We start from the raw sequence: 24,608 nt of genomic DNA, 5'->3' as shown, positions 1-24,608 counted from the left end.
GGGCAACTCTGGCCCATGGCCGACATCATCGATCTCGTCTACGCCGATCACGACTGGTTGAGGCGACAATTCTTCCGGCTCGACGACGCCAAGTCCGACGACGAGCTGGCCGCGATCTGGAAGACCCTCAGTGACCGTCTCGACGCGCATGCCGACGCCGAGGAGACAGTGTTCTATCCGGCCTTGCTCAAGCACGGCGGCGATGACGATCCCGGCAATCCGGAGGGTGACCCGCAGGACGAGACCGAGGACGCGATCACCGACCACAACGCGATCCGCGATGCGGTACGCGAATCACGCAAGCACAAGCCAGGCACAAAGGTGTGGTTTGAGGCCGTGTTCACAGCGCGCAAGGAGAACGGCGAGCACCTCGACGAGGAAGAGCGCGAGGCCATGCCGGACTTCATCAAGAGTGCGACCTTGGAGCTGCGCCACGAGCTGGGTATGAAGTGGCTGCAGTTCTACGCCGAACGGGAGTCGATCGACGGGATCGACACTCGTGACAAGGATGCCGACGCCTACATCGAGGAGCACTCATGACCGACTCGTACGGACGCATCGATGCCGTCGCGCCGGGCGACCTCGTCGCGCTCGATCAAGGTTCTGGTGAACGGGAATACAAGGTGGTCCATACGCAGACCACGGACACGGGTTTTCTGATCACATTCGAAGACGATGACGGCGAGACGTTCGAACACGAATTCTCCGCCGACTCACAGGTCAAGCGATCGTTGGATTCCAAGTGGGAGTCCTCGCAAAGTCCGACCCCGCATTCGTCGGAATGAATCGACGCGACGAGGTCGAGTACGCCCCCGGTCGTTGGGCAGATGTCTACGGCGACGCCGAGGACCCGGTCGCGCTGCTGTGGCACGGTACCCAAACCGACTCCCGCGCCGCGGTTCGTCTTCTGGCTGAAGCACTCGCCGAGCTGGGGATCTGCGTCGTGGCCCCGGACTGGGACTCCCACGCCGACGATGGCGGGCGCGCGGACCTGTTGAACTCGTTCGACTTCGCGCGCTCGCGTGGCGGGGGCGCCGCGCTGATCGTCATCGGCTGGTCGTTGGGCGGCGCCGCCGCAGCGGGTCTGACCCTGCGCGCAGCGGGGTCCACGGTGTCAGTGGCGCAGGCAATCTGCCTCGCCGGCGCGTTCATGGTCAATGACCCCATTTCCGGCCGACCGGTCCTGGAAAGGATCGCCGACGACGGCTCACGCACCCCGTTCACGCTGATCTCCGGAACCGCCGATGCCGTCGTTCCGCCCTCGGTCGCCGTCCAGTTCGCGACGGATTTGCGGGCCCTTGGTTGGCCGGTCGATGTCGTCGAACTCGACGCCGACCACGGCTCGATAGCCGGCGCACGGTATGACGGCAGCCTCGACCGCTACGAGCCGGCCGACGATCCGGCGACCCAGGCAGTTGTCGACATGGTCGCCGAACGCATCGCCGCGATCGCGTTCGCTTGAGCGGTCAGCCGAAGAGCGGCAGTGCCCGCTTCCGCGCCAGTGCGTCCATCCCGCTCTGGATGCTGTCCTGCACCTCCCGGTACTTCTGCTCGACGTAGTCGTCGTCTTCGGCTCGGGACGGATCGTGGTCGACCTCCACCGCCGGCATCAACCTGGTGCGGATCTTCGCCGGCAGCGGAAGCTGCGGCAGCGCGGCCGGCGCGATGCCCCACGGTAACGACACGGCGAGCGGAAAGACCTTGAGCCGCAACAGCTTGTCCAGCCGCAGCGCCCGCGAGAGCCCGTCGCCGCGGATGAGCACCGGCATCGCATCGGCTCCACCGACGGTCGCGATCGGCACGATCGGGACACCCGCCTTGATCGCCATCCGCACGAATCCGGTGCGGCCCGCCAGGTTCGCGACGTCGCGCTCGCTCCACGGCCGCAGCGAGTCCACCTCGCCGCCGGGCCAGACCGCCACATCGTGGCCCTCGGCCAGCGCCGTGGCCATCGAATCGGGTGCGGCAGGCAGCACCCCCATCGCCCGGAAGTAACGGCCGATCACCGGCATGGCCATCAGCGCATCGTGTGCTGTGCCGTGCAGGGTGCGCTCTTGGCCGAACCGGCGCCACCACTGCACCCCGACCGTCCAGGCATCCCAGACGAACGGGGCACCCGAGTGGATTCCGACCAGCAACACGGGTGGGTCGGGCAAGTTGTCCCAGCCGTCGAATTCCATCCGGAACCAGTGATCCACCAAGAAGTTCCACAGGTACTTCTGGCGCTGCATCGTCGTTTCGTCCTGCCCATCCAGATCCCACTGCCCGGTGCGCTGGTTGAGCCAGCCGCTGACGCCGCCGTCGGCACTCTCCGCGCGCCGGTGCGCCATCGTGCGTCGGGCCTCGTCAGCGTGCCGTTGCGCTTGACGGCGGACGGCGGGCGGGCGCGAATCAGTGTTGGTCATGGCGGCGGTGTACCCCGGCTGTGGGACGCGTCACACCTACCAAACCGCGACCGGTGCCAGAGTGTCCGGGCAGGACCTTGAGCCCGACGACCGCCACGATGATGCCCGCGAGGCACACCCCCTTGGCGATCGTCACCGTCTCGTCGCCGGTGACTATCGCGAAACCGACCGTCAGCGCAGCTCCCAGGCCGGTCCAGATCGCATAGGCAGTACCGATCGCAATGGATTTCGTCGCCCACGCCAGGCCGAGCATGCTCAATACGAGCGCGACCACGAATACCGCCACGGCTCGCGGATCGGTCAGGTTGTCGCTCGCGCCGAGCGCCGTCGCCCAGACCGCCTCGAGAACGGCGCTGCCGATCAGAACCATCCACGCCATGACTAGCTCACCACCTTGAGCCCGATCACCGAACCGATGAGCAGCGCCAGCATCGCCAGCCGTCCCGCGGTGGCGGCCTCCTGACGCCGGACCATCGCGCAGAGCACTGTGAGGGACGCGCCGATGCCGACCCAGACCGCATATGCGGTACCGGTCGGCACGGTGCCCATCGCCAGCGCCAGGCCGATCATGCTGGCGATGAGCGCGACGACGAACACCACGGTCGGTACCCGGCGGCGCAAACCGCCTGACTCCCCCAGCGCTACCGCCCAGACGGCCTCAAGAATTCCGGAGAGCACCAGAATCACCCATGCCATGACGAGACTCCTCCTGCGAGTCAGTCTTGTCCTTGGCGGGTACTGCTCCCTCGTCCGCCAACACCCGAGATCGGGGTCGTAATGGTCAGCCTATCCGATTCGTTGACTTGGGTCACCTAATCGAGCCGATCGAAATGGTCTGCGCTGCGGCCGGATTCGCTATGACGAGGGGCAATACGAGATCTGGAGACGCTCATCACCATCGACACACGCCGCCATGACAAGTTTCTTACGAGCGGTCCCGACGGCGTGGGAATAGGGAAAGATTGGACAAGACGCGCGCTGATGTACGTCGCGCATCCCCAGAACAGGAGTGGTCCGTGGGCGGCGACGAATCAGCGGGTGAGAATTCGCTGCTGGTGCCCGGCGACACGTGTTGGCAGTCGGCGGAAGCGGATCGGTTTGCCGCCATCATCGACGGCGCGGACTACCTCCGGCACCTCAAGGATGCCTTGTTGCGTGCCCGACACCGGATCGTTGTCGTCGGCTGGGACCTCGACTACCGAACCGCTTTCGAGCGCGGCGAGAAGACCCTGGACGGGCCCAACCACCTCGGCCCATTCCTGCACTGGTTGCTGGGCCGGCGGCGCGGACTCAACGTATATCTGCTCAAGTCCAACCTTCGCCTGCTACCTGCGTTCGACGGGTTCTGGTTCGGTGTCACCCCGGTGAGCGTTCTCAATCAGTTCACCTCGGCGCGTTTACATTTCGCTGTCGACGGCGCGCATCCCACCGGCGCGGTGCACCATCAGAAGATCGTGGTCATCGATGACGCAGTGGCGTTCTGCGGTGGTCTGGATCTGACGCTCGGGCGCTGGGATACCTCCGAGCACCTCCCCGCCGACCGCCGCCGGACCGGCCTCGGCGGCGCCTACGGCCCCCGCCACGAGGTGATGGCCGCGATGGACGGTGCTGCAGCGGGTGTACTTGCCGAACAGGCCCGGGACCGGTGGGAGGCGGCAACCGGACGCGTGTTGTCGCCGCTCAGTCCCCCGCCCGAGGCGTGGCCCGATGGGCTCATCCCGGGTCTGCGCAACGTCGAGGTCGGGGTGGCACGCACGCTTCCCAGGCTGCCCGGCCGCAGCGAGGTCCGAGAAGTCGAGGCCCTCGATCTCGCGGCGATCGCCGCCGCCCGCGACGTCATCTACCTGGAGAACCAGTACTTCGCGTCGCGCAGTATCGCCGGTGCGATCGCGGCCCGACTGCGTGAGCCCGACGGTCCCGAAGTCGTGATGATCCTGCCGCGCAGCTCAGAAAGCCGGTTGGAACAAGAATCGATGGACAGTGCCCGTGAACGGCTCTTCCGGATGCTCAAGAAGGCGGACGTGCATGGTCGGCTCGGTGTGTACTGGCCGGTGGCAGGCCGGGGGGTGTCGGTCTACGTGCACTCCAAGGTCCTGGTGATCGACGGTCGGTTGCTTCGCATCGGCTCGTCGAACTTCAACAACAGATCGTTGGGGTTCGACAGCGAATGCGATATCGCGATCGAATCCCTGCCCGCGCACGAGAATTCCGGGGCGGTCGAGCAAGAGATCCTTCGCGTGCGCAATACGCTCGTAGCCGAGCACCTCGGTGTGTCGATCGATACGTTCCGCGACGAGATGGGCCGCCGCGGTTCCTTTTTGGCAACTGTCGAGGCGCTGCGGGGCACCGGGCGATCGCTTCGGGCGCTCACCGACACGATGGTGGCCGCCGACGCGAGCCCCTTTGCGGAGAACGACCTCATGGATCCCGTCAGAGTGCCGCAGTCCCTTCCGGAGAGTGCCTTGCGGCTCGTCGGGTCGGTCGCGACGTGGCCGCTACGCCACTCGCCTCTGGGTGCCTGGCTGCGCAAGCTTCGCGGCTTTTGAACGGAGGCGTGCGGCCGAGGTGGCGCAGTTTGCGATCCAGGACGCCGGCGCCGTCGACCGGCTCGATCGCGGGGCCGGACGGGACAGCGTCGAGCAGACGAACCTCGCCGGCCGAACTGCTCGCGGCCGAGAGCGCCTGTCACGCGGCGGCGGGCTCCTGACCGAAGGGTTCCTCCCCCTCCGGGCCGAACTTCGCGCCCGTCCTGGCCAGGCGGCGCTCGAACAGTCGCTGCAACGGTGTGGCGACGAACGTGGTGATGATCGTCATGACCGCCAGAATCGTGTAGAGCTTGCCGGAGATCAGTCCCGCTTCCAGACCGATGTTCAGCAGGATGAGCTCCATTAGACCGCGGGCATTGGCCAGGGCTCCCATCGAGCCCGCCTCGTACCAGCTCATGCCCTGCCAGCGTGCGGCCAGACCGACGGCACCGAACTTCGCGGCGAAGGACACGACCAGGACGATGCCGGCCATCAGCAGCGTCGACGAGTCGAAGATCAGCGTCAGTTGAGTGTTGAGTCCCGAATAGATGAAGAACGCCGGAAGCAGCAGGTAGGCCACCAGCGGCTCGAACCGCTCGCGGATCGCATCCAGAAACGCGCCGCGGGGCATCACCACGCCCGCCACGAAAGCGCCGAAGACGGAATAGATTCCGACCAGATCGGTGAACCAGCTCGCGGTGAGTACGACGAGGAGCACGATGCTGGTATGCGCGATCGGTAGCCCACCGGTGCGTTCGACGTCGGCACGTGGCGGTGTCCAGGTCTCCAGCCGGCGCAGCAGCGGCCGGCCGACGTAGATCATCACCAGCAGGTATGCGATTCCGCCGCCGATGGCCAGAATCGCGCCGGACACATGACCTTTCGCAGTCGCGACCACCGTCGCCAGCAGTACCCAGGAGCACGCGTCGTCGATTGCGGCACAGGACAACGCCATCGTTCCCAGCCGGGTCTTGAGCAGTCCGGAGTCGTAGACGATCCACGCCAGCATCGGGAATGCGGTGATGGCCACCGCAGCCGCCACGAAAAGGCCACCCTGCCAGTGCGCCACCTTGTCGGTGAAGTAACCGCCGAGGCTCACCATCACCCAGCCCAGGACACCCCCGAGAATCAGCGGTATCCCGATGCCGGTGGCGGCGGTGGCGCCTGCCTGCCGGGAGTGGGCTCCCAGGATGCTCAGCTGGAACGACGCCCCTACGAGGAACATGTACAGCACGAGACCGAGCTGGCCGACGACATAGATGACCGTCAGGTTGGGGTGCACGATCGTGTCGGCACCGATCGTCAGCTTGGCGGGAAAGAGCCACTGCTGCGCGGCCGGCCAGACCCAGCCCAGAACCGAGGGCCCGAGCAGGAAGCCGGCGACCATGATGGCGACGACCTGCACCTGGGCCAGCCTGCGGAACAGCGGCCACAGCAGCCGGTAGGTCAGCAGGATGACCGCGATCTGCAGGAAGAAGTGGTAGGCAATGGTCAGCAGAGACGGCATGCGCGTCAGCTCTTGTCCGACCACCGGAAGATGTACAGGCAGGCGATCAGGCCACCGATGCTCCACGCGGCCAGCACGCCGAAGATGCGTCCGTGCTCCCAACTGCCGGCCGGCTCGAAGGCAACCATCTGCGCAGGCAGCAGCACTGACCGGAATCCTTGCGCCATCCACTTGACCGGAAAGATGGACCCGACGATCAACATCCAAGTCGGCAACGCCATCAGTGGCACGTAGGTGCCCGACACGAACTGCAGACCGACGGCCGGGCCATTCGTCATGACCGCGGCGGAGACGGCGTTGCCGGCAAAGTTGCTCACCAGGATGCCGAGCAGTGAGCAGCTGACGATGCCCAAGACGAACACCCAGGCCAACGTGAACCATGCGTACACGTCGGTGGGCAGTTGAAGCTGAAAGGCCACCACCCCCAGCACGATGAGCACGACGGCCTCGGCGAGGCTGGCGATGGCAACCAACATGATCTTGCCGATGAAATACGACGATGCGGTGGCCGGCGTCCCGCGCAGCCGCCGAAGAGCGCCGGTCTCCCGGTCGGCCGCGATACCGATGCCGAGGTTGATGAACGACGTGGAGAGGATGCCGTAGGCCAGCATGCTGGCGGCGATCACCGCGCCGGTACTGGTCTGCGTGCCAGGGATTTTCGCAGAGAAGATTGATCCCAGCAGAATGCAGATGATCGCCGGCATCGAGAACGTCAGCACCACTTGCTCTGGACGTCGGTAGAACATCTTCAGCTCGGGGACCACTCGCGAGAACCCGATTCGTACGGCTGAGGGCAGGGCAGCTGCCGGCGTGGCGCTGCGATGCCGCGGCTGGGCCCCGTCTAGCGGGGTTGAGTCGACCGCCATCACGCCATCCCGATCAGTTGCAGGTAGGCGTCCTCGAGGGTGGGCCGGGTGACGGTGAGCTGGGCCAGCTCGGTGCCGTCGGCGGACTGCTGCCTGATGAACTCGGTCGGGTGCTCGGTGTGCTCGACGCGCAGCTGGTCACCGTCCATCCACTGCACCGTCGCCGCCGTGTTGACGTGCGCGGTCAGCCGCGCCGGGGAATCGACGGCAGCCACCCGGCCGCCGGTCACCACAGCGACCCGATCCGCCAGTGCGGCAGCCTCTTCCAGATAGTGGGTGGTCAGCAGGATGGTCGTGCCGTCGCTGGCCAGCAGCCTGATGAGGTCCCAGAACTGCCGCCGAGCTTCCGGATCGAACCCGGTGGTCGGCTCGTCGAGAAAGAGAAGTTCCGGTTGGGCGATGATGCCCAGCGCGACGTCGAGGCGTCGACGCTGCCCTCCCGACAGTGTCCGAACCCGCGAGCCAGCGCTGGATGCCAAGCCGACAAGCTCGAGCAGCTCCTCGGGCACCCGGGCCCGCGCCTCGCCATAGCATTTCGCAAACATCCGCACGGTTTCCAACACCGTGAGAACCCCGAAATCGCTGGTCTCCTGTAAGACGATGCCGATTCTGGCGCGCCAACTGCGCCCGGCACCCGCGGGATCTTCACCGAGGACCGCAACCCGCCCCGAGTCGCGTTTGCGGTGCCCTTCCAGAATTTCGATCGTCGTGGACTTGCCTGCCCCGTTGGGCCCGAGGATCGCGAAGATCTCGCCGTAGCCGACCTCGAGATCGAGATCGTGAACCGCCTGCAGTCGCCCATAGGACTTGGACAGTCCCTCGACCTGAACCGCCGATGCGGCCATCATGAGATGCCCTCTCCGGCATCCGATCCGGGCTCGTTCTCCAGCTGCGCGAGAAGTTCCTGCAGTTCCGCATCGGACAGCTCGGCCATCAGCTGGTCCAGCTCGTCGTCGAGGTCCGCGGCCTCGGTCGGCCCAGCCGACTCGGTCGTTGGCGTCGCGACCTCACCATGGATGAAGTGCAACTCTGCGAGCACTCGGTCGGCCAGCGAGTTCACGCTCACGCCGCGGAGTATCTCCAGTACCGGCAGGTCGATCGAGAAGGTCATGTTGATCCGCACTCGGAACTCCATCGCCATCATGGAGTCCAGGCCGATATCCTCGAGCATGTCATCGGGCTCGAAATCCTCTATGGCGCAGTCGAAGACCGCTGCCACGATCTGCCGCAGCTGGTCAGCGATGACGGCAGGGCGGTCGGCTTCGGGAGTCGTCGCGAGCTCCATGAGGATCGAACCGTCGGACTCGCCTGCACCGGGTCCGGTCTCGGAGGTTCCGAGTTCGGCGAACATCATCGGCAGCCGGCTGCCGAGCCCGGCCTGGCGTGCCCGCCCCCAGTCGGCGCTGATGGCGACGACGTCGGCCGGTTGCTGGTTGATCAGCCGGTCCAGGATCAGGGCACCCACCGCGGGGGTGATGAGTTCGATACCCCTTGCAGCGTAGAGCTTTTCGAGGTTGAGCTCTTCCACCATCCCGACCGACCAGGGGCCCCAGCCGATGGTGAGTGCCGGCAAGCCCTGCTGCCGGCGATAGTGCGCGAATGCGTCGAGGAAGGCATTGGCCGCTGCATAGTTGCCCTGTCCCGGCGAGGCGATCGTCGATCCGGCGGAGCCGAACATCACGAAGAACTCGAGCTCGTGGTCTTTCAGGGCGTCGTGCAGCACGAGGGCGCCGGTCACCTTGGCGGCCATCACCGCGGTGAAGTCGTCTTCACTGATGTTCACCAGTAGCTGATCGTTGACCGATCCGGCTGCGTGGACGATTCCGCGGACGGGTTGTCCGCCGCCGCCGGTGTGGTCACGCAACCATGCCGCCACCTGGTGACTGTCGGCGACGTCGATGCTCGCCGTGGTGATGTGCACGCCGCGGCGTTCGATGTCGAGGATCGTCTTGACGGTCTCGTAGTGGGCATGCTCTTCGGTGAGGCCGGCCCAGCTGTCTCTCGGCGGGATGGCGCTACGGCCCCACAACGCGATATGCCGCGCTCCCCGTTCTGCGAGATACGTGGCGACCACGCGGCCGAGCGCGCCGGCGCCGCCGGTGACGATATAGGTCGCATCCGTGCTGAGTTTGGTGGGAAACGGCCGTGTCAGCTGATCACACGGCCGCAGACGCGGCACGTAGGTCACCTCACCGCGGATGGCGATCTGGTCCTCGGGCCCGCCATCGAGAACGTGTTCGCAGACGCGGGCCGCGGTCTGAACGTGGTCGTCGGCGGCGTCGATGTCGATGAGTCCGCCCCAGTGTTCCGGCAACTCTTGGTGGCCGATGACGCGCCCGAGGCCCCACACCGCGGCCTGACCGACACCGCGGAGTTCGGTTCCCGGCGCGGGCTGGGCGTTCGCGGTGACCAGATGCAGGCGAAGCTGGTCGGGGGTGTCTTGTTGAGCAAGGGCTTTCGCGAGCCGCAACGCGGTGAGCACACCGAGCTGGTGTTGATCCTCGACGGAACAGTCTGCGGTGATGTCCAGCGGCCAGCAGTCGATGACCCCGCGGAGATCGTCGTCGAACAGTGCGGCAAAGTCGCCCTCGGCGAGTTCTTTTCCGTCGTCGTGTCCGACAACACGGACGTGATGGCCGCGGCGCCGCATCTCCTCGGCGATGGCAGCACCGACGCCGGTGCCGTCGCTGAGGAGCAGCCACGACGTCGGGTCCACGGCCCCGGCCTCCTCCCCAGCCGGCTGGTCCTCCAAGCGCTGCCACTGAATCTGCAGGACCCCTTTGTCGATGCGGTCGGGTGACATCCGCGACGACTCGCTCAGCGACTGGACGACGAATCCGGTGATGACCGCGAGCGGCGTACCGGTCGTGTCGGTGATCGTGATATCGCTCTCGACGTGTGACCTGGTCACCGACACCACGCGAACGTGCACCGTCATCTCCGGCGTGGGCGCGCCGTACACGGCCCAGTGCCGAATTCGGGTCGGCAGGAATGGATCCTCGTTCTCTTCCTGGCCGAGGAACGGCGCGCCGAATAACGCCTGCAACGCCCCGTCGATGAGGACCGGATGGAACCGGAAGCGCGGCACCTCATCGGCGATCGAGTCGGGTACCGCGATATCGGCGACGGCCCAGTCCTCCCCCGCGGTCACCTTCCGGACGGTCCGGAACGCGTCGCCGTAGTCGAATCCGATGGACTCGGTGCGGCGATAGAAGTCGTCGCCGCTGATCGACACGACCGGCTCGGCGCTGTCTGCCGCGGCCAACGAACTGGGTGCGGGTGGCAGGACGTTGAGTTCAGCGGTGGCGGTGATGGCCCACTTCGGTTCGCCGTCGGCCGTCGCGGTGAACGACGCGAATTCGAGTGTGCCGTCGTCCTCGTTGAGGGTGGTCCGCAGGATCGGATCGCAGGTGTCGTCGAGGATCACCGCACGATGCAGCACCACATTGTCGACGCTGAAGTCCCGGCCGTAGACGGTGTTCGCCACCGCCATACCCATCTCGACGTAGACCGCCCCCGGCACGACCACACTTCCCTGCACCCGATGGTCGGCGATGAACGGGTTGAACACGGTGCTCAGTTCTGCTTCCCAGGTCGGGTGCAGCGCACTGACCCGTTGTCCGAGAAGCGGATGCACCGGCTTGTAGAACAGGGATTCGGTGGCTTCCCGGGTTTCATTCCAGAAGCGCTTGGTCTGCCATGGGTAGCTCGGCAGCTTCACCGGGCGAGCACCCTGCCGGTGCTGGAGTGCCCCCCACGCGACGTCGTGTCCGTTGCAGTGCAGCGTGCCAACACAATTGAGGAGCGTGCGGACGTCGTCCTGGTCGCGCCGCTGGACCGCCGTCACCGAGACTCTCTGCTGACCTGCGGTTTCCACGATCGATGCAGCGAGTGCCGGGTGCGGGCCGAGCTCGACGAAATGGGTGTACCCGTCCTCCACCATCCGGCGGATCGCGGGCTCGAAGAGCACCGTCGCCCGCGTGTTCTGCCACCAATACGCGGCACCGGCCTGATATCGGTCCAGTCGCTCACCGGTGACTGTCGAATACAGCGGCATGGTCGCGTCCTTCGACGACATCCCGTCGAGGGCGCCGAGCAGATCGTCTTTGATCGCGTCCATGAAATGCGTGTGGTACGGCACCTTTCCGGTGAGGTATCGGTTGAAGATGCCCAGCTCATCCAATTGCGCAGCCAGCACGGCGAGGACGTCCGCCTCCCCGGCAACGGTGACCGCAGACGGGCTGTTGATCGCCGCTATCGAGATCCGCCTGCCGAATTCGTCGTGCAACTGCGGGTCCATCACCCGCATCAGCGAGTCGGCGTCCGTGCCGACGGCGAGCATCCGGCCCTGCCCGCTGGTGCGCTGCTGCAGCCGGCTCCGGTGGTGGACGACCTCAACCGCTTGCTCGAAGGTGAGCAGGCCGGCGAGGTGGTGGGCGGCGACTTCGCCTGCACTGTGCCCGATTACGGCGTCCGGGCGGATCCCGTACTGCGCCAGCTGCTCCGCCAGAGCAATCTGGACGGCGAAGTTGGCCGGCTGCGCCACCTCGGTTTCGGTCATCCGCGAGCTTGTCTCGTCGCGTCGCAGTTCGTCGACGAGGGACCAGCCGGTGTACTGCGCAAGCTCGCGATCGGTGCGCACGATGCTGTCGGTGAAGACGGGAAGGACGTCGAGAAGTCCCCGGCACATCCGCCACCACTGCGGGCCCATCCCCGTACACACGAAGGCGAGCTTGGGTGCACTACCGGCGGTGCGGCCCGATATCGGGCCACCATCGGCCAAGAGTCGGAGTTGTTGCCGTGCATCATCTTTACTGTCGGCAATCACCACGTGCCGGTAGTTCAGATGGGAGCGGCGCAAGCTCAGCGTGTACTGCAGGTCCGGCAGGGTGAGATCTGGGTCGGCGTCGAGGTGTCGGGCTAGCCGGTCGGCGGCCGCAACGAGGGCCTCCTCGCTACGCGCCGAGATCGGAAGTACCGCGGGCAGTTGCGGTTCGGGTGATCCGGGAGCTGGGGCGGCCGTGGCGGGTGGCTCCGCGAGCACCACGTGAGCATTGGTCCCGCCGAAGCCGAACGAGTTGACGCCGACGAGTCGCCGCTTGCCGGCGGGGTACGGCCGGCCGGTCGCGGGCACGTCGATCTTGAGCTCCGTCAGGGATACGTGGCGGGTGGGCTCGATCAGATGCAGGTTGGCCGGAATGTAGCCGTGTTTGGCCACCAGCGCGGCCTTTATCAGCCCGGCGACACCGGCCCCGGCCTCAAGGTGGCCGATGTTGGTCTTGATCGATCCGATCAGAAGCGGATCGGTTGGCGATCGGTCGGGCGTCAGCGCACTGGCCAGGGCGCGCATTTCGATCGGGTCGCCGACGGGCGTGCCGGTGCCATGCGCCTCGACATAGCCGATGTCGTTGGCCGCGACGCCTGCTCGCGCAAGGGCCGTCCTGATGGCGGCTTCCTGCGCCTCCTGACGCGGCACGGTGATGCCGTCGGTGTGACCGTCCTGCGACACCGCGGTGCCGAGGATCTGGGCATAGATGTCGTCGCCGTCACCGAGCGCTTGGCGCAGCGGTTTGATGACGACGATGGCGCCGCCTTCGCCGCGGGCATAGCCGTCGGCGGAGTCACTGAAGGCTTTCGAACGTCCTTCGGGACTGAGGAATCCGCTTTTGGACTCCGCGATCGCAGTGTTGGGGCCGCCCATGATATTCACCCCGCCGGCGAGTGCGACAGTGCACTCGCCGTTCCAGATGCTTTGTGCGGCAAGGTGTACGGCGACCAGCGAACCCGAGCAAGCGGTGTCGACCGTCACGCTGGGCCCGCGCAAGTCAAATGCGTGCGAGAGCCGGTTGGCCAGCATCGTCATCATCATCCCGGTCGCCGAGTGCGCCTTGAACCGGTAACGACTGCTAAGACCTTGGTTCTGCAGCAATTGATAGTCGAGGGTGAAGCCGCCGATGAAGACCCCGACATCGCTGCCGGCCAGGCTGTCGGCCGGAAGTCCGCCGTCCTCCAGCGCTTCCCACGCGACGTGAAGGAGAAGGCGCTGCTGCGGATCGAGGGAATGCGCCTCGCGAGGCGAGATCCCGAAGAACTGAGGGTCGAATTGGTCTATCTCGCTGAGGAACCCGCCGCGACGGGTGACGATCTTGCCCACCTTGGCCGGATTGGGGTCGTGATAGCGATCTGCGTTCCAGCGCGACTCGGGAACGACGCAGGTCGCGTCCGTCTCGCTGCAAAGCAGGTTCCACAGACTGTCCACCGAATCGGACCCGCCGGGCAGGCGGCAGCCGATGCCGACGATGGCCAGCGGCTCCCGGCCACTGTGATCACTGAGCATGGTCACCGGTCAGCTCGTCTGGAGCGCAGGCGAGGTACTGACAATCCAGTCGCTGCTGAGGGGGTCGTCTTCCTGTTGCCTGCGGTACGCGGACCGCAGCTCGTGCAGCAGCGGATCACGTTGCCACTCCTGCACCTGGTGCATGGCGTCGTCGTCGTCGAACAGCGCCGACTTCTCGGCCAGAACCGTCTCGACCAGCTGGCCGGCCAATCGGCGCAGCATGTCGGCGTTGGCGTCGAACTGCTCGTCGAAATTCTCACTGGGGCCCATCATCGCTTTGTGCAGGGTCACCATGAAGTTCAGCGGAGAGTAGAGATCGACGAACGGCACAGCAGGAGTGCCGGTTTCGACCGCAGCCCACTCGCGGAAGAATTTCTGTACGCGGTTGCTCAGAGCGATCAGCCCGTCGAGATGAGGTACGAAGCCCGGATCATCGGCGAGACTCACGTACCGGCCGTTGACGTACAACAGCCCGATGAACCCCCAGTAGAAGGCGACATCCCAGATGATCTTCGCCGACATCACACTCGGCACACCCATCAGCGAGTACTGGTCCTGGTAGACCGCAAGCCACATCTCGGTGAGTGAGCGGAAGAGGGTGTCACTGATCTGCGCGCGGGCGGCCACATCATCGCCGTCGAGCTCGCGGGTGATCATGTCGGTGATCAGCCCGTTGCCGATCGCGACGAGATCCAGCCCTGACGAGTACAGCGGGTCGAGGAAAATACCTGCGTCGCCGGTCAGGCACCAGCGCGCGGTGCCGTCGTAAACCTGTGCCGCGCCGTGGCTGTACTTCTTCATGACGCGGAAGTCCTTGATGTCGTCTGCGTGCTCGTCGACCACGGCCGCGCACTGGGGCTCACGGTGGCGCAGCCACTCGGTGGCCTTGGCGAGCGTGTTGAAGCTGTCGAACGGATGGTAGGCCGGATCGGCGACGATACCGACGCTGGTGGCACCAGACGCCAGACGGATCAGCCAGACCCAGTAGCCTTCGCCCATCAGGTGATTGGTGGACAACGCGCGGTCACCTTCGACCAGGCGGCCTTGCCACTCCGGGTCGTCGCTCCACCGGCCGACGTCGATTTCCGTTGCGACGCGGAACCATACGGCGTTGCAGTCGTGCGCGTTGGCCTGCCGGATATTCAAGTGGCGGGGCAGGAATCGGTTGCGTCCCGACGCGTCGACCACCCACCGGGCCGTGGTCTGGGTGACGGACTCTTCATCCTGGACCGAAATGGTGTGTGGCCCGCGCCCATCACTCAGTTCCACGGCACTGACCCGGCCGTGAGTGATCTCGACACCCTCCGCCAGGCAACGCCTGCTGAGTTCGTTCTCCAGTCGCCCGCGGTCGATCTGATAGGTGACCTGCGGTACGAACGACGAACTGCCGAGCTCCATCCGCTGGGCGATGTCGGTGTTGTGACCGACGGAGAAGAACATCCGCAACCCCATCTTGCGGATCTGCGCGGTGCTCAGGTGATCGCCGAGGCCGAGTCGGTCGCGCAGGTAGTGAGCCGACACCTCGACGGTCGACTCCCCCACCGTGTGGGTCATCTCCGGGACGGGGTGGACGTGCGGTTCGATCACCTGGACTCGCGTGGTCGGCCGCGCCCTGCGGAGTTCCAGCGCCAGGGTCAGAGCCGCAGCGCCGCCGCCCACAACGGTCACATCGTGATCGGCGGACGGCCCGTCAGCCTGGGACATCCGAGACCGGATGCGCCGAGCGAGGGCCTCACGGCGTTCCCGACTCAGTTGCGAGACCTGCGCTTGGGCATCCACCCGGTGACCTCCCTCGAGTCGTGGCCGATGGGTACCCCGCACATTTGACGGGTACGCATGGCGGCGCTCTTACGATAGGCAACGTCGTGGCACCGGATCGCACATTGCATCGCGACGCCACACATTGACGAAGCGCTGGTTCGAGCGAATCACAGCGGCGGCGGGGGTGTCATGTCGAGCGCCATTACCGATTGCTGACGTCTGCGTCGAGAATGTCCGCGGCCCGCGTCAGGCAGACCGGATGGGATATACACACCGCATGAGTGAGCACGGCGGAGTCGAGGACTGCGACGTACTGGTGATCGGGGCCGGTCTGGCGGGTTTGCGGTGCGCGGTTGTACTTGCAGAGCGTGGGTACGAGGTGGCGGTATGGGAGGCCGAGGACCGCGTGGGTGGGCGCATCCGCACCGACGTCGTCGATGGGTTTCGCTGCGACCGCGGGTTTCAGGTACTCAATCCCGCCTATCCGGCACTCCGAGGAGCGGTCGCGGTCCGCGACCTGGGCCTGCAGCCGTTCGACGCGGGTGTGTTCGTCCGCCGGGACCGCGACCGCGTGAAGTGGGTGCATCCGCTGCGTCAGCCGCGTGAAGTGCCGCGCATGCTGATGCGCGGCGGCCTGTCGCCGCGTCAGGTGGCGGCCCTGCTGCGATGGGCTGCTCCTGCTCTACGTCCGGGCGTTCTCGCGGCGGCGCACCACGACACGGATCTTCGGGCCGCTCTTGATCACTGCCGAGTCGACGGCATCGCCCGTCGCGTTCTCGACCGCTTCCTGGCGGGAGTGCTCCTCGACGACACCGGCTCGACATCGAACGCCTTCGCTCTGCTGCTGACCCGGATGTTTGCGGTCGGCGTTCCGGGTCTGCCCGCTGGTGGCATGCAAGCGTTGCCCGAGTTGCTCGCCACACCCGTCTCAGATCGGATTCACCTGCAACACAAGGTGACTCGAATCTCGCGTACCGGATCCGACTGGACGGTCGCCGCCGGCGACAGGACTGTACGGGCCCGTGAGGTTGTCGTAGCAGCCGATGCGCCCGCGAGCAGCGTCCTGACGGGCGCACCCCCGCCGGCGATGAAGGGGGTGGTGACCGACTGGTGGGCCGCGGACGACCTGGCGCCCGGTCCGGCGATGCTGAGTGTCGACGGCCGGGCCCAGCCGCCGGGACCGGTTCTCAACACCGCGGTGATCAGCTCGGCAGCACCCACCTATGCGCCGCCGGGCCGGCATCTCATCGCCGCATCGGCACTCATCGGGCCGCAGCACCCGACACCGCCCGAGGAAGTGCTGCGTCGGCACGCCGCCGACATACTCGGTCTGGACCCATCGACATGGACATTGGTTGTCCGGCACGAGGTTCCGGATGCATTACCGGCCCAGCCCGCTCCCCTGGTGGTTCGGCGCCCCGTGCGCAGTCCGGACGGCCTGTGGTTGTGCGGTGACCACCGAGACACGGCGTCGATTCAGGGTGCGCTGGTGAGCGGGCGCCGAGTCGCCGAGGCGATCATGGCCCGCCGCAGCGGTGCCAACACCTGACCCCCGCCGTCAGCGCTTGGCGCGCGGGATTCCCGTCGCCCACAGCGCCCACGCGATGAGCACCGGTTGGAACAGGAGCCTGACGAAGCGGCTGGTGTCGCTGTTGAGTCCGAAGCCGTCCGCGTGGTTGACGTATTGCGCGATGTTGCCCGGGAAGATCAGGATGAAGAACGCCGCCAGTAGCCTGCCCACCAGCACACGGTCCCGGTTCAGTAGGGCCAGCCCCACACCCAGCGTGATCTCGACACCTCCGGAGGCCATCACGACACCGTCGGCGTCCATCGGCACCCAGCGCGGGACCTGAGCCTGGAATTCCTCACGGGCCCAGAACAAGTGGCTGAATCCGGCGAAGATCATCGCGCCGGCGAGAACGAGGCGGGCGATCGTCCGCGCCCGGGTGGTCGGCGGAGGTGGAGGCAGTTCGGACAGAGGCACTACGGACACGGGTCAAGCCTTTCGTCGGATTCGGGTCGGAGAAGTCAGTTGGTGGTGCGGGCGTGCAGGTCCGCGGTGATCAGGTGCAGCGCCTCGCGCAACGCCGCGAGATCCGCTGCAGCCGAGTCGTTGGAGCCCAACAGCCGGTCCGGAATGCAGGCCGCCCGCTCTTCGAGGGCACGCCCCTTGGCCGTGAGGGTGATCTCGACGCGGCGCTCGTCGGTCGTGCTGCGTTGCCGGCGCACGAAACCGCCCGATTCGAGCCGTTTGAGCAGCGGCGACAGGGTGCCCGAATCGAGATGGAGCCGGTCGCCGAGATGGCTCACCGTGCACGGTTCTTCTTCCCAGAGCACCAGCAGTACCAGGTACTGCGGGTAGGTCAGGTCCAGTTCGTCCAGCATCGGGCGGTAGGCGGCAGTGACCGCGCGCGACGCCGAGTACAGCGCGAAGCACAGTTGTTCATCAAGACGCGGACCGGGCACGCCCACACCGTATCGTACACAATCTAATTGCGCACAATCCACCCTATTCGCGTGGACGCGCCGCCTCAATATGCTCGTGACCTGTGCTGATGTCGGGCTGTAAGCACGGCCACCCTTGCGGCTGCACGAGAAAGTCGTACCGGCCGCTTACGATTCCAGCGGCGATGCATTCAAGGGAAAGGGCCAGACGTGAGCTACACCGCCGCTGACATCACCGAGCTCGACGATGTCCAGCACACACGCCTTCGGCCGGCGGTCAACCTCGGTCTCGACGTACTGAACACCGCATTGCGGGAGCTGATCGACAACGCGGTGGAAGAGGTGGCTGATCCCAGCCACGGCGGGTCCCGCGTCACCATCACGCTGCACGCCGACGGGTCGGTCAGCGTTGCCGACGACGGGCGCGGGCTGCCCATCGACACCGACCCGACGACCGGGAAGAACGGCATCGTCAAGACGCTGGGCACCGCGCGGGCCGGTGGAAAGTTCTCCGCGCACACCGACGCCACCAGCACCGGGGCCGGCCTGAACGGAATCGGCGCGGCCGCAGCCGTCTTTATCTCCGCGCGCACCGACGTCTCGGTACGCCGGGCCGGAAAGACCTACCTGCAGAGCTTTGGCAGGGGCTATCCCGGCGTATTCGAGGGCACCGACTTCGACCCCGATGCCCCGTTCACCCGCTCCGACACCCAGAAACTTCGCGGCACCAGCAACCGCAAGCCCGACGCTCAGGGCACCGAGGTGCGCATCCTGTTCGATTCGGCCGTCGTGCCGGATTCCCGAGTCGACATCGGCGAGGTCCTGCTGCGCGCTCACGCGGCAGCGCGGATGTCGCCCGGTGTGCACTTGATCGTCGTCGACGAAGGGTGGCCCGGCGAGGAGATACCGCCTGCCCTGCTCGCGCCGTTCGACGGTCCTTGGGGCAGCGACACATTGCTCGACCTCATGTGCACCGCCGCCGACACTCCGGCACCCGCCGTGCGGGCTGTCGTGGAGGGCCGGGGCGAATACACCACCAGCCGTGGCCCGACACCGTTCCGGTGGTCGCTGACGGCGGGCCCTGCCGAGCCGGCGACAGTGGCCGCGTTCTGCAACACCGTGCGCACCCCGGGCGGCGGGTCGCACCTGACGGCGGCGATGAAAGGGGTGTCCGAAGCACTGGCCGACCGCGCATCCCGCATCCGCGACCTGGGCCTGGCCAAGGGCGAAGAAGGCCCGGAGCCACAGGATTTCGCGGCGGTCACCGCACTGGCCGTCGACACCCGCGCCCCCGACGTGTCATGGGATTCCCAAGCCAAGACGGCGGTGTCGTCTCGATCGCTGAACCTGGCGATGGCCCCGGACGTGGCGCGCAGTGTCACGGTGTGGGCGGCCAACCCGGCCAACGGCGACGCGGTGTCGCTGTGGACGAAGCTGGCGCTCGAATTCGCCAGGGCGCGGCGCAGTGCCGAAGGCGCCAAAGCCCGATCCCGTGCGGCATCGAAAGCCAAAGGACTGGGCACCAACCTTTCGCTACCCCCGAAACTGCTGCCCAGCAGGGAAACCGGGCGGGGCTCCGGGGCAGAGCTGTTCCTGTGCGAGGGCGACTCGGCGCTGGGCACCATCAAAGCTGCGCGTGACGCGACCTTCCAGGCCGCGTTCCCGCTGAAAGGCAAGCCGCCCAACGTCTATGGGTTCGCCTTGAGCAAAGCCAGGGCCAAGGACGAGTTCGATTCCATCGAACGCATTCTGGGATGCGGGGTTCGGGACAACTGCGACCCCGAGCAATGCCGCTATGACCGGATCCTGTTCGCCTCCGACGCCGACCCCGACGGCGGCAACATCAACTCGAGCCTGATCTCGATGTTCCTGGACTTCTACCGCCCGCTCGTCGAGGCCGGCATGGTCTACGTGACGTTGCCTCCCCTGTTCGTGGTGAAGAACGGCGATGAGCGGATCTACTGCCAGGACGAATCCGAGCGCGATGCCGCTGTCGCGAAGCTGAAGGACACCTCCAAGAAGCGCGTGGAAGTGCAGCGCAACAAGGGTCTCGGCGAGATGGACGCCGACGACTTCTGGAACACCGTGCTCGATCCTGCCCGGCGCACAGTGATTCGGGTTCATCTCGATGACGACGAGAAGAAGTTGCACCACACGTTGTTCGGCGGACCGCCCGAGGGCCGGCGCACGTGGATGGCCGATGTGGCTGCCCGTGTCGACACCTCCGCGCTGGACCTCGACTAGGAGTATCACGTGACCGCCACCCTGGACATCCCAGAGCAGAACGCCGACCTTGTACTCGACCAAAGTGCCGACGAGTACTGGAACCACTACCAGCTGACGTTCGCGCTTTACAGCGTCAGCGACCGCGCCATCCCGTCGGCGTTCGACGGGCTGAAGCCGGGCCAGCGACGTCTGCTCTATCAGATGCACGACTCGAGGCTGCTGCCCGGCAACAAGCCGCAGAAGTCCTCCAAGGTATGTTCGGCCGTCACCGGGAACCTGCATCCCCACGGTGGTGCGTCGATGTACGGTGCCGCGGCGCTGATGGCGGCTGAGTTCCAACGCGTGAAAGTCATTGACGGACAAGGTGCCTTCCCCCGCATCCAGGGTGACATCCCCGCCGCCGATCGCTACACCGAAATGCGCTTGTCGGCGCCCGGCGCGGCGCTGACCGCGGAACTCGACGACCACGCGGTACCGATGGTGGCGACGTTCGACGGTGAGTGGACCGAACCGACGATGCTGCCCGCCCAGTGGCCGGTGCTGCTGTGCAACGGTGCCGTCGGCATCGCCGAGGGGTGGGCCACGAAGGTGCCCGCGCACAATCCCCGCGAGATCATGGCCGCCTGCCGTGCATTGTTGAAGACTCCCAACATGACCGACGACAGGTTGGTCAAACTCATCCCCGGACCCGACTGGGGATGCGGCGCCACCGTGGTCGGTACCGCCGGACTGCGGGAATACATCACCACCGGCCGGGGTGCGTTCACGGTGCGCGGCACGATCAGCGTGGACGGTAAGAACTGCGTCATCACCGAACTTCCACCCGGTGTCGCGAGTAGCACTGTGCAGGAACGGATTCGGGCTCTGGTCGAGTCGGGCGAGATGTCCGGTGTGGCAGACATGTCGGACCTGACAGATCGCCGGAACGGACTGCGCATCGTGGTGACCGCCAAGCGCGGCCACAGCGCCGAGGACATCCGCGAACAGCTGCTGGCCCTGACTCCGCTGGAGTCGACGTTCGCCGCCAGCCTGGTCGCCCTCGACGAGAACCGGGTGCCACGCTGGTGGTCAGTGCGCGAACTGATATCGGCTTTCCTGCATCTGCGTGACTCGGTGGTGCTGCACCGCAGCGAATATCGGCTGGAGAAGGTCACCGCACGCCGGCACCTGGTAGCCGGGTTGATGACGATCCACCTGGACATCGACGCCGCGGTCGCGGTCATTCGCGGCTCCGACACTGTCGACGAGGCGCGTCAGGGACTGCAGGAGCGGTTCGCGATCGATGCGGTCCAGGCCGATTACGTTCTGGCCCTCCAGCTTCGCCGCCTCACCAAGCTCGACGTCATCGAGCTGCGTGCCGAAGCGGAGAAGCTCGATGCCGAGTTCGCGGCGCTGACCGAGCTGGTGTCGGATCCCGACGCCCGCCGCAAGGTCATCGATTCCGAACTCGTCGAGACTGCGAAGCTGTTCAAGGGCCCGGAGTTCGACCGTCGTACCGTCCTCGATGCCGAGGCCACCCCGGTGACCTCGACCGCAGACGACGACGGTCCTCGCGAGCGAAAGATGAATACCGCCTGGCGATTGGACGATCGTGGGGTCTTCTCCGACAGTCACGGGGAGCTGCTCACCTCCGGCCTCGGCTGGGCGGTGTGGACCGACGGGCGGGTGAAATTCACCACCGGCAACGGGCTGCCCTACAAGACCCGCGACATTCCGGTGGCACCGGACATCACCGGGCTGCTGTGCTCGGGCGTGCTCCCGTCGGGCTACCACCTGGCGCTGGTGACCCGGCGAGGAAAGGTGCTGCGGATCGACCCGGCCGCGGTGAATCCGCAGGGCGCCGCGGGCAACGGTGTGGCCGGGATCAAGCTGGCCGGCGACGGCGACCAGGTGATCGCCGCCTTGCCGGTGTCGTGCGGTAACGGCGAAGCCATTCTGTCGACATCGGAAAAGAGTTGGAAGGTAACTGAAGTCGCTGACATCCCGGTGAAGGGCCGAGGCGGGGCCGGCGTCGGTTTCCATCCATTCGTGAAGGGCGAGGACGCCCTGCTGTCGGCGTCGATCTCGGCGACCGGGTACGTGCGGGGCAAGCGAGCGGTGCGCGCGGAGAGTCGCGCGAAGGCGTCGATCAAGGGGTCCGGGACGGACGTGACACCGGCGGACTGATCACGTTTCGGTGGTCAGCGCTCGCGCGACCGCCGAGCGCCACCCGGCGGCCTCGAGTCGGCGGATACGGGCGTCCATGTCCGGGTACCACGCCGCTGCGATGTGCCGGTTAGCGCGCAGAGCGGCGCGGTCGGGCCAGTATCCGACCGCGAGCCCGGCCGCATAGGCGGCGCCCAACGACACGGTCTCCGAGACGAAGGGCCGCATCACCGGCACGTCGAGCACGTCGGCGACGAACTGCATGAGCAGATGGTTGGAGGTCATTCCACCGTCTACCGCCAATCGCGCCAGTGGAACACCCGAATCGATCGTCATCGCGTTGACCACCTCCCAGGTCTGCCACGCCACTGCCTCCAGTACCGCGCGCGCCAGGTGTCCTCTGGTGATGTACGACGTCAATCCGACGACGATGCCGCGCGCCTCGGAATCCCAATGGGGAGAGAAGATTCCGGAGAACGCAGGCACGATGTAGCAGCCGCCGTTGTCCTCTACGGTACGCGCCAGGGTTTCGATCTGGGGTGCGGTGTTGATGACGCCGAGTGAATCGCGGAACCACTGGACCAACGAGCCGGCCACCGCGATCGGGCCCTCCAGGGCATACATGGGTTCAGCCCCCGGCGCGGCGTAGGCCACCGTCGGCAGCAGCCCGTGCGTGGACCGGACGATGGACGTTCCCACGTTCATCAGCAGAAAGGCTCCGGTGCCGTATGTACATTTGGCGTCGCTGGGTTCGAAACACATCTGCCCGAACAGCGCGGCCTGCTGGTCACCGAGCGCCGCGGCGATGGGCACACCGGGCAGCACGGTCGCGCAGCGGGCATAGACCTCTTCGTTGGAGACGATGGTGGGCATCATGGCCTCCGGGATGTCGAACACCCCGAGCAGCTTCGAACTCCATTGCAGCGTATGGAGATCCATCAACAAGGTTCTGCTTGCGTTGGTGACGTCGGTGACGTGGACTCCCATTTTGGGCCCGCCGGTGAGATTCCAGATCAACCACGACTCAAGGGTCCCGAAGAGGACGTCGCCCTTGCGCGCCCGTGATTCGAGTCCGCGGACGTTGTCGAGGAGCCATCGCAGCCGGGGTGCGGCGAAATAGGTTGCCGGGTCGAGCTCGGCGATGCGGCGGAATTCCTCGGCGTGCTCGGCGATCTGGTCAACCACCGGACCGGTCCGGGTGTCCTGCCAGGTGATGGCCGGCGACACGGGCTTGCCGGTGCGGCGGTCCCAGACCACTGTTGTCTCACGCTGATTGGCGATTCCGAGTGCGACAACGTGGGATTTGTCCAGGCCCGCCGCCGACAGGGCCTCCGGCACGATCCGCCGGACGTTGCGCCACAGCTCGAGGGCATCCTGTTCAGCCCAACCGGGCTGCGGGAAATTCTGCCGTTGCTCACGCTGGGCGATCGAGAGCATCCGTCCGCGCTGATCGAACACCATGCAGCGCGCCGACGTCGTGCCGAGGTCGATCGCCGCGACGACGCGTTGTTCGCTCACCGCGCGAACTCGAGTCCGTGTACCACCGCTGCGGCGGCATGCCGCAACTCCTCGAGGAGGTCGGGCCGGGGATTGCCGTCGCGGGTGAAGAGTTCTTCGGGCGCGCCGTGTAGCGCCATCGCCGCGACCCCTGACCGCCGGCTGTGGACGGGAACCGCGATGTCGGCGAAGTCCGGGTCGTACTCCCCGTCGGCGGTTGCCACCCCGCTGGTCCTGATCTGCGTGACCGCAGCAGCCAGTCGGGCGCGATTGATGGACGTTCGGCGGGTGAGCCGATCGAGGGTCAGGTTGCGCAAAAGACGTTCCCGCAGTGGCGAATACGCGAGCACCAGCTTGCCGCACCCGGTGGCGTGTAACGGGAGGAGTTCGCCGACGCGCAGTGTCTGGCGCTTGTCGTCGGGCCGGAAGACATGGTGGACGATCTCGGCCCCCTGACCGTTGAGCATCGTCATCAAAACCTCGAACCCGGTTCCCAGCGCCAGCGCGTCGGCCCACGGCATCGCCGCCGAGCGCAGGTCGTTGCCGTCCAGTTCGACGATGTCGTGGGAGAACAGCCGCGGACCCGGCGCATAGTCGCCGGTGTCCGGGTCCTGCTCCAGGTATTCGAGGTCTACCAGAGTGCGCAGAATGCCGTGGGTGGTCGTCTTGGACAAGCCGACGTCCTGGGCGATCTCGCGCAACTGCATCGATCTGTCACTGCGTTCGATCAGGTCGATGATCGCGGTGGCGCGGGCGATGGCCTGGATAGGACCGGGCATGGGTGCTCCTCACTTCACGGTCACCTGAGACGAAGGCCACGGCACGCCTCGTTCGACATTGTCGAACAGCGGCGGTTGATGTGCGTCACACGCGGTCCTTACGTTCGGAACACGT

19 protein-coding genes and 1 riboswitch are annotated in these 24,608 nt (G+C 66.3%); of the genes, 7 read left to right on the top strand and 12 right to left on the bottom strand.

Going from position 1 to position 24,608, the window contains the following annotated elements:
• Positions 1-15 precede the first annotated feature (15 nt).
• From G6N32_RS00195 to G6N32_RS00185, 3 genes are read left to right on the top strand one after another with little or no spacing between them, the layout of a single operon-like run.
• Positions 16-540: a hemerythrin domain-containing protein gene (locus tag G6N32_RS00195; RefSeq protein WP_115317878.1), complete on the top strand. Its 525-nt coding sequence runs from the start codon at positions 16-18 to the stop codon at positions 538-540.
• Complete coding sequence (locus G6N32_RS00190; RefSeq protein WP_115317879.1) at positions 537-785, top strand: hypothetical protein; 249 nt, start codon at positions 537-539, stop codon at positions 783-785. Before G6N32_RS00195 ends, G6N32_RS00190 begins: the two co-directional genes overlap by 4 nt.
• On the top strand, positions 782-1,462 hold the full coding sequence (locus G6N32_RS00185; RefSeq protein WP_115317880.1) for an alpha/beta hydrolase family protein: 681 nt from the start codon (positions 782-784) through the stop codon (positions 1,460-1,462). The genes G6N32_RS00190 and G6N32_RS00185 overlap by 4 nt, the downstream gene beginning before the upstream one ends.
• A gap of 4 nt (positions 1,463-1,466) precedes the next feature.
• Here the strand turns inward: G6N32_RS00185 and G6N32_RS00180 are convergent, their stop codons facing one another.
• From G6N32_RS00180 to G6N32_RS00170, 3 genes are read right to left on the bottom strand one after another with little or no spacing between them, the layout of a single operon-like run.
• Entirely contained in the window at positions 1,467-2,405 is a 939-nt protein-coding gene (locus tag G6N32_RS00180; protein ID WP_115317881.1) for a lysophospholipid acyltransferase family protein, read from the bottom strand.
• The gene (locus tag G6N32_RS00175; protein ID WP_115317882.1) at positions 2,392-2,784 is read right to left on the bottom strand and encodes a DMT family transporter; all 393 of its coding nucleotides are present in this window, start codon (positions 2,782-2,784) and stop codon (positions 2,392-2,394) included. Before G6N32_RS00175 ends, G6N32_RS00180 begins: the two co-directional genes overlap by 14 nt.
• A gap of 2 nt (positions 2,785-2,786) precedes the next feature.
• A complete protein-coding gene (locus G6N32_RS00170; protein WP_115317883.1) occupies positions 2,787-3,101 on the bottom strand; it encodes a DMT family transporter in 315 nt (104 codons plus the stop codon).
• Between the two features lie 14 nt (positions 3,102-3,115).
• Positions 3,116-3,183: riboswitch (guanidine-III (ykkC-III) riboswitch) on the bottom strand.
• A 238-nt stretch (positions 3,184-3,421) separates the two neighbouring features.
• Between G6N32_RS00170 and G6N32_RS00165 the strand changes: the two genes are divergently transcribed.
• The gene (locus G6N32_RS00165; protein ID WP_115317884.1) at positions 3,422-4,951 is read left to right on the top strand and encodes a phospholipase D-like domain-containing protein; all 1,530 of its coding nucleotides are present in this window, start codon (positions 3,422-3,424) and stop codon (positions 4,949-4,951) included.
• A gap of 139 nt (positions 4,952-5,090) precedes the next feature.
• Here the strand turns inward: G6N32_RS00165 and G6N32_RS00160 are convergent, their stop codons facing one another.
• The 5 genes from G6N32_RS00160 to G6N32_RS00140 are packed head-to-tail and all read right to left on the bottom strand — an operon-like array spanning position 5,091 to position 15,344.
• On the bottom strand, positions 5,091-6,437 hold the full coding sequence (locus G6N32_RS00160) for a cation:proton antiporter (RefSeq protein ID WP_115318939.1): 1,347 nt from the start codon (positions 6,435-6,437) through the stop codon (positions 5,091-5,093).
• Between the two features lie 5 nt (positions 6,438-6,442).
• A complete protein-coding gene (locus G6N32_RS00155) occupies positions 6,443-7,303 on the bottom strand; it encodes an ABC transporter permease (RefSeq protein ID WP_115317885.1) in 861 nt (286 codons plus the stop codon).
• Positions 7,303-8,151 carry an ABC transporter ATP-binding protein gene (locus G6N32_RS00150; protein ID WP_232077403.1) on the bottom strand — a complete coding sequence of 283 codons (849 nt, stop codon included), beginning with the start codon at positions 8,149-8,151 and terminating at the stop codon, positions 7,303-7,305. Before G6N32_RS00150 ends, G6N32_RS00155 begins: the two co-directional genes overlap by 1 nt.
• Positions 8,148-13,640: a type I polyketide synthase gene (locus tag G6N32_RS00145; protein WP_115318940.1), complete on the bottom strand. Its 5,493-nt coding sequence runs from the start codon at positions 13,638-13,640 to the stop codon at positions 8,148-8,150. Before G6N32_RS00145 ends, G6N32_RS00150 begins: the two co-directional genes overlap by 4 nt.
• Positions 13,641-13,649: 9 nt before the next feature.
• The gene (locus tag G6N32_RS00140) at positions 13,650-15,344 is read right to left on the bottom strand and encodes an NAD(P)/FAD-dependent oxidoreductase (RefSeq protein WP_115317887.1); all 1,695 of its coding nucleotides are present in this window, start codon (positions 15,342-15,344) and stop codon (positions 13,650-13,652) included.
• Positions 15,345-15,678: 334 nt separating this feature from the next.
• Between G6N32_RS00140 and G6N32_RS00135 the strand changes: the two genes are divergently transcribed.
• Positions 15,679-16,950 (top strand): NAD(P)/FAD-dependent oxidoreductase, encoded by a 1,272-nt coding sequence (locus G6N32_RS00135; protein WP_115317888.1) that lies wholly within the window; start codon positions 15,679-15,681, stop codon positions 16,948-16,950.
• A gap of 9 nt (positions 16,951-16,959) precedes the next feature.
• Here G6N32_RS00135 and G6N32_RS00130 read toward each other — a convergent pair whose 3' ends face one another.
• Entirely contained in the window at positions 16,960-17,307 is a 348-nt protein-coding gene (locus G6N32_RS00130) for a DoxX family protein (protein ID WP_232077848.1), read from the bottom strand.
• 122 nt (positions 17,308-17,429) lie between these two features.
• Positions 17,430-17,867, bottom strand: coding sequence for a MarR family winged helix-turn-helix transcriptional regulator (locus G6N32_RS00125; RefSeq protein WP_115318942.1), 438 nt, complete (start codon positions 17,865-17,867; stop codon positions 17,430-17,432).
• Between the two features lie 189 nt (positions 17,868-18,056).
• Between G6N32_RS00125 and G6N32_RS00120 the strand changes: the two genes are divergently transcribed.
• Together G6N32_RS00120 and G6N32_RS00115 are read left to right on the top strand one after the other, a co-directional pair.
• Positions 18,057-20,090, top strand: coding sequence for a toprim domain-containing protein (locus G6N32_RS00120; RefSeq protein WP_115317889.1), 2,034 nt, complete (start codon positions 18,057-18,059; stop codon positions 20,088-20,090).
• A gap of 9 nt (positions 20,091-20,099) precedes the next feature.
• Positions 20,100-22,238 carry a DNA gyrase subunit A gene (locus G6N32_RS00115; RefSeq protein WP_115317890.1) on the top strand — a complete coding sequence of 713 codons (2,139 nt, stop codon included), beginning with the start codon at positions 20,100-20,102 and terminating at the stop codon, positions 22,236-22,238.
• On the opposite strand, the gene glpK is transcribed toward G6N32_RS00115, so the two are convergent.
• Positions 22,239-23,735, bottom strand: a complete 1,497-nt coding sequence (gene glpK / locus G6N32_RS00110) for a glycerol kinase GlpK (RefSeq protein ID WP_115317891.1) — start codon at positions 23,733-23,735, stop codon at positions 22,239-22,241.
• Positions 23,732-24,493 carry an IclR family transcriptional regulator gene (locus tag G6N32_RS00105; protein WP_115317892.1) on the bottom strand — a complete coding sequence of 254 codons (762 nt, stop codon included), beginning with the start codon at positions 24,491-24,493 and terminating at the stop codon, positions 23,732-23,734. The genes glpK and G6N32_RS00105 overlap by 4 nt, the downstream gene beginning before the upstream one ends.
• Positions 24,494-24,608: the final 115 nt, after the last annotated feature.

This window comes from Mycolicibacterium aichiense (assembly GCF_010726245.1).
In the GTDB taxonomy this organism is placed as follows: domain Bacteria; phylum Actinomycetota; class Actinomycetes; order Mycobacteriales; family Mycobacteriaceae; genus Mycobacterium; species Mycobacterium aichiense.
The sequence above is the reverse complement of the archived record's forward strand: the minus strand, read 5'-3'. Positions and strand labels throughout refer to the sequence as shown.

Excerpts from the sequence above, each read along its gene's own strand:
- G6N32_RS00105 (WP_115317892.1), bottom strand. The coding sequence starts at position 24,493 with ATGCCCGGTCCTATCCAGGCCATCGCCCGCGCCACCGCGATCATCGAC.
- G6N32_RS00170 (WP_115317883.1), bottom strand. The coding sequence starts at position 3,101 with ATGGCATGGGTGATTCTGGTGCTCTCCGGAATTCTTGAGGCCGTCTGG.
- G6N32_RS00145 (WP_115318940.1), bottom strand. The coding sequence starts at position 13,640 with ATGCTCAGTGATCACAGTGGCCGGGAGCCGCTGGCCATCGTCGGCATC.
- G6N32_RS00150 (WP_232077403.1), bottom strand. The coding sequence starts at position 8,151 with ATGATGGCCGCATCGGCGGTTCAGGTCGAGGGACTGTCCAAGTCCTAT.
- G6N32_RS00140 (WP_115317887.1), bottom strand. The coding sequence starts at position 15,344 with ATGTCCCAGGCTGACGGGCCGTCCGCCGATCACGATGTGACCGTTGTG.
- G6N32_RS00160 (WP_115318939.1), bottom strand. The coding sequence starts at position 6,437 with ATGCCGTCTCTGCTGACCATTGCCTACCACTTCTTCCTGCAGATCGCG.
- G6N32_RS00190 (WP_115317879.1), top strand. The coding sequence starts at position 537 with ATGACCGACTCGTACGGACGCATCGATGCCGTCGCGCCGGGCGACCTC.
- G6N32_RS00175 (WP_115317882.1), bottom strand. The coding sequence starts at position 2,784 with ATGGCGTGGATGGTTCTGATCGGCAGCGCCGTTCTCGAGGCGGTCTGG.
- G6N32_RS00135 (WP_115317888.1), top strand. The coding sequence starts at position 15,679 with ATGAGTGAGCACGGCGGAGTCGAGGACTGCGACGTACTGGTGATCGGG.
- G6N32_RS00185 (WP_115317880.1), top strand. The coding sequence starts at position 782 with ATGAATCGACGCGACGAGGTCGAGTACGCCCCCGGTCGTTGGGCAGAT.
- G6N32_RS00155 (WP_115317885.1), bottom strand. The coding sequence starts at position 7,303 with ATGGCGGTCGACTCAACCCCGCTAGACGGGGCCCAGCCGCGGCATCGC.
- G6N32_RS00130 (WP_232077848.1), bottom strand. The coding sequence starts at position 17,307 with ATGATCTTCGCCGGATTCAGCCACTTGTTCTGGGCCCGTGAGGAATTC.
- G6N32_RS00180 (WP_115317881.1), bottom strand. The coding sequence starts at position 2,405 with ATGACCAACACTGATTCGCGCCCGCCCGCCGTCCGCCGTCAAGCGCAA.
- G6N32_RS00195 (WP_115317878.1), top strand. The coding sequence starts at position 16 with ATGGCCGACATCATCGATCTCGTCTACGCCGATCACGACTGGTTGAGG.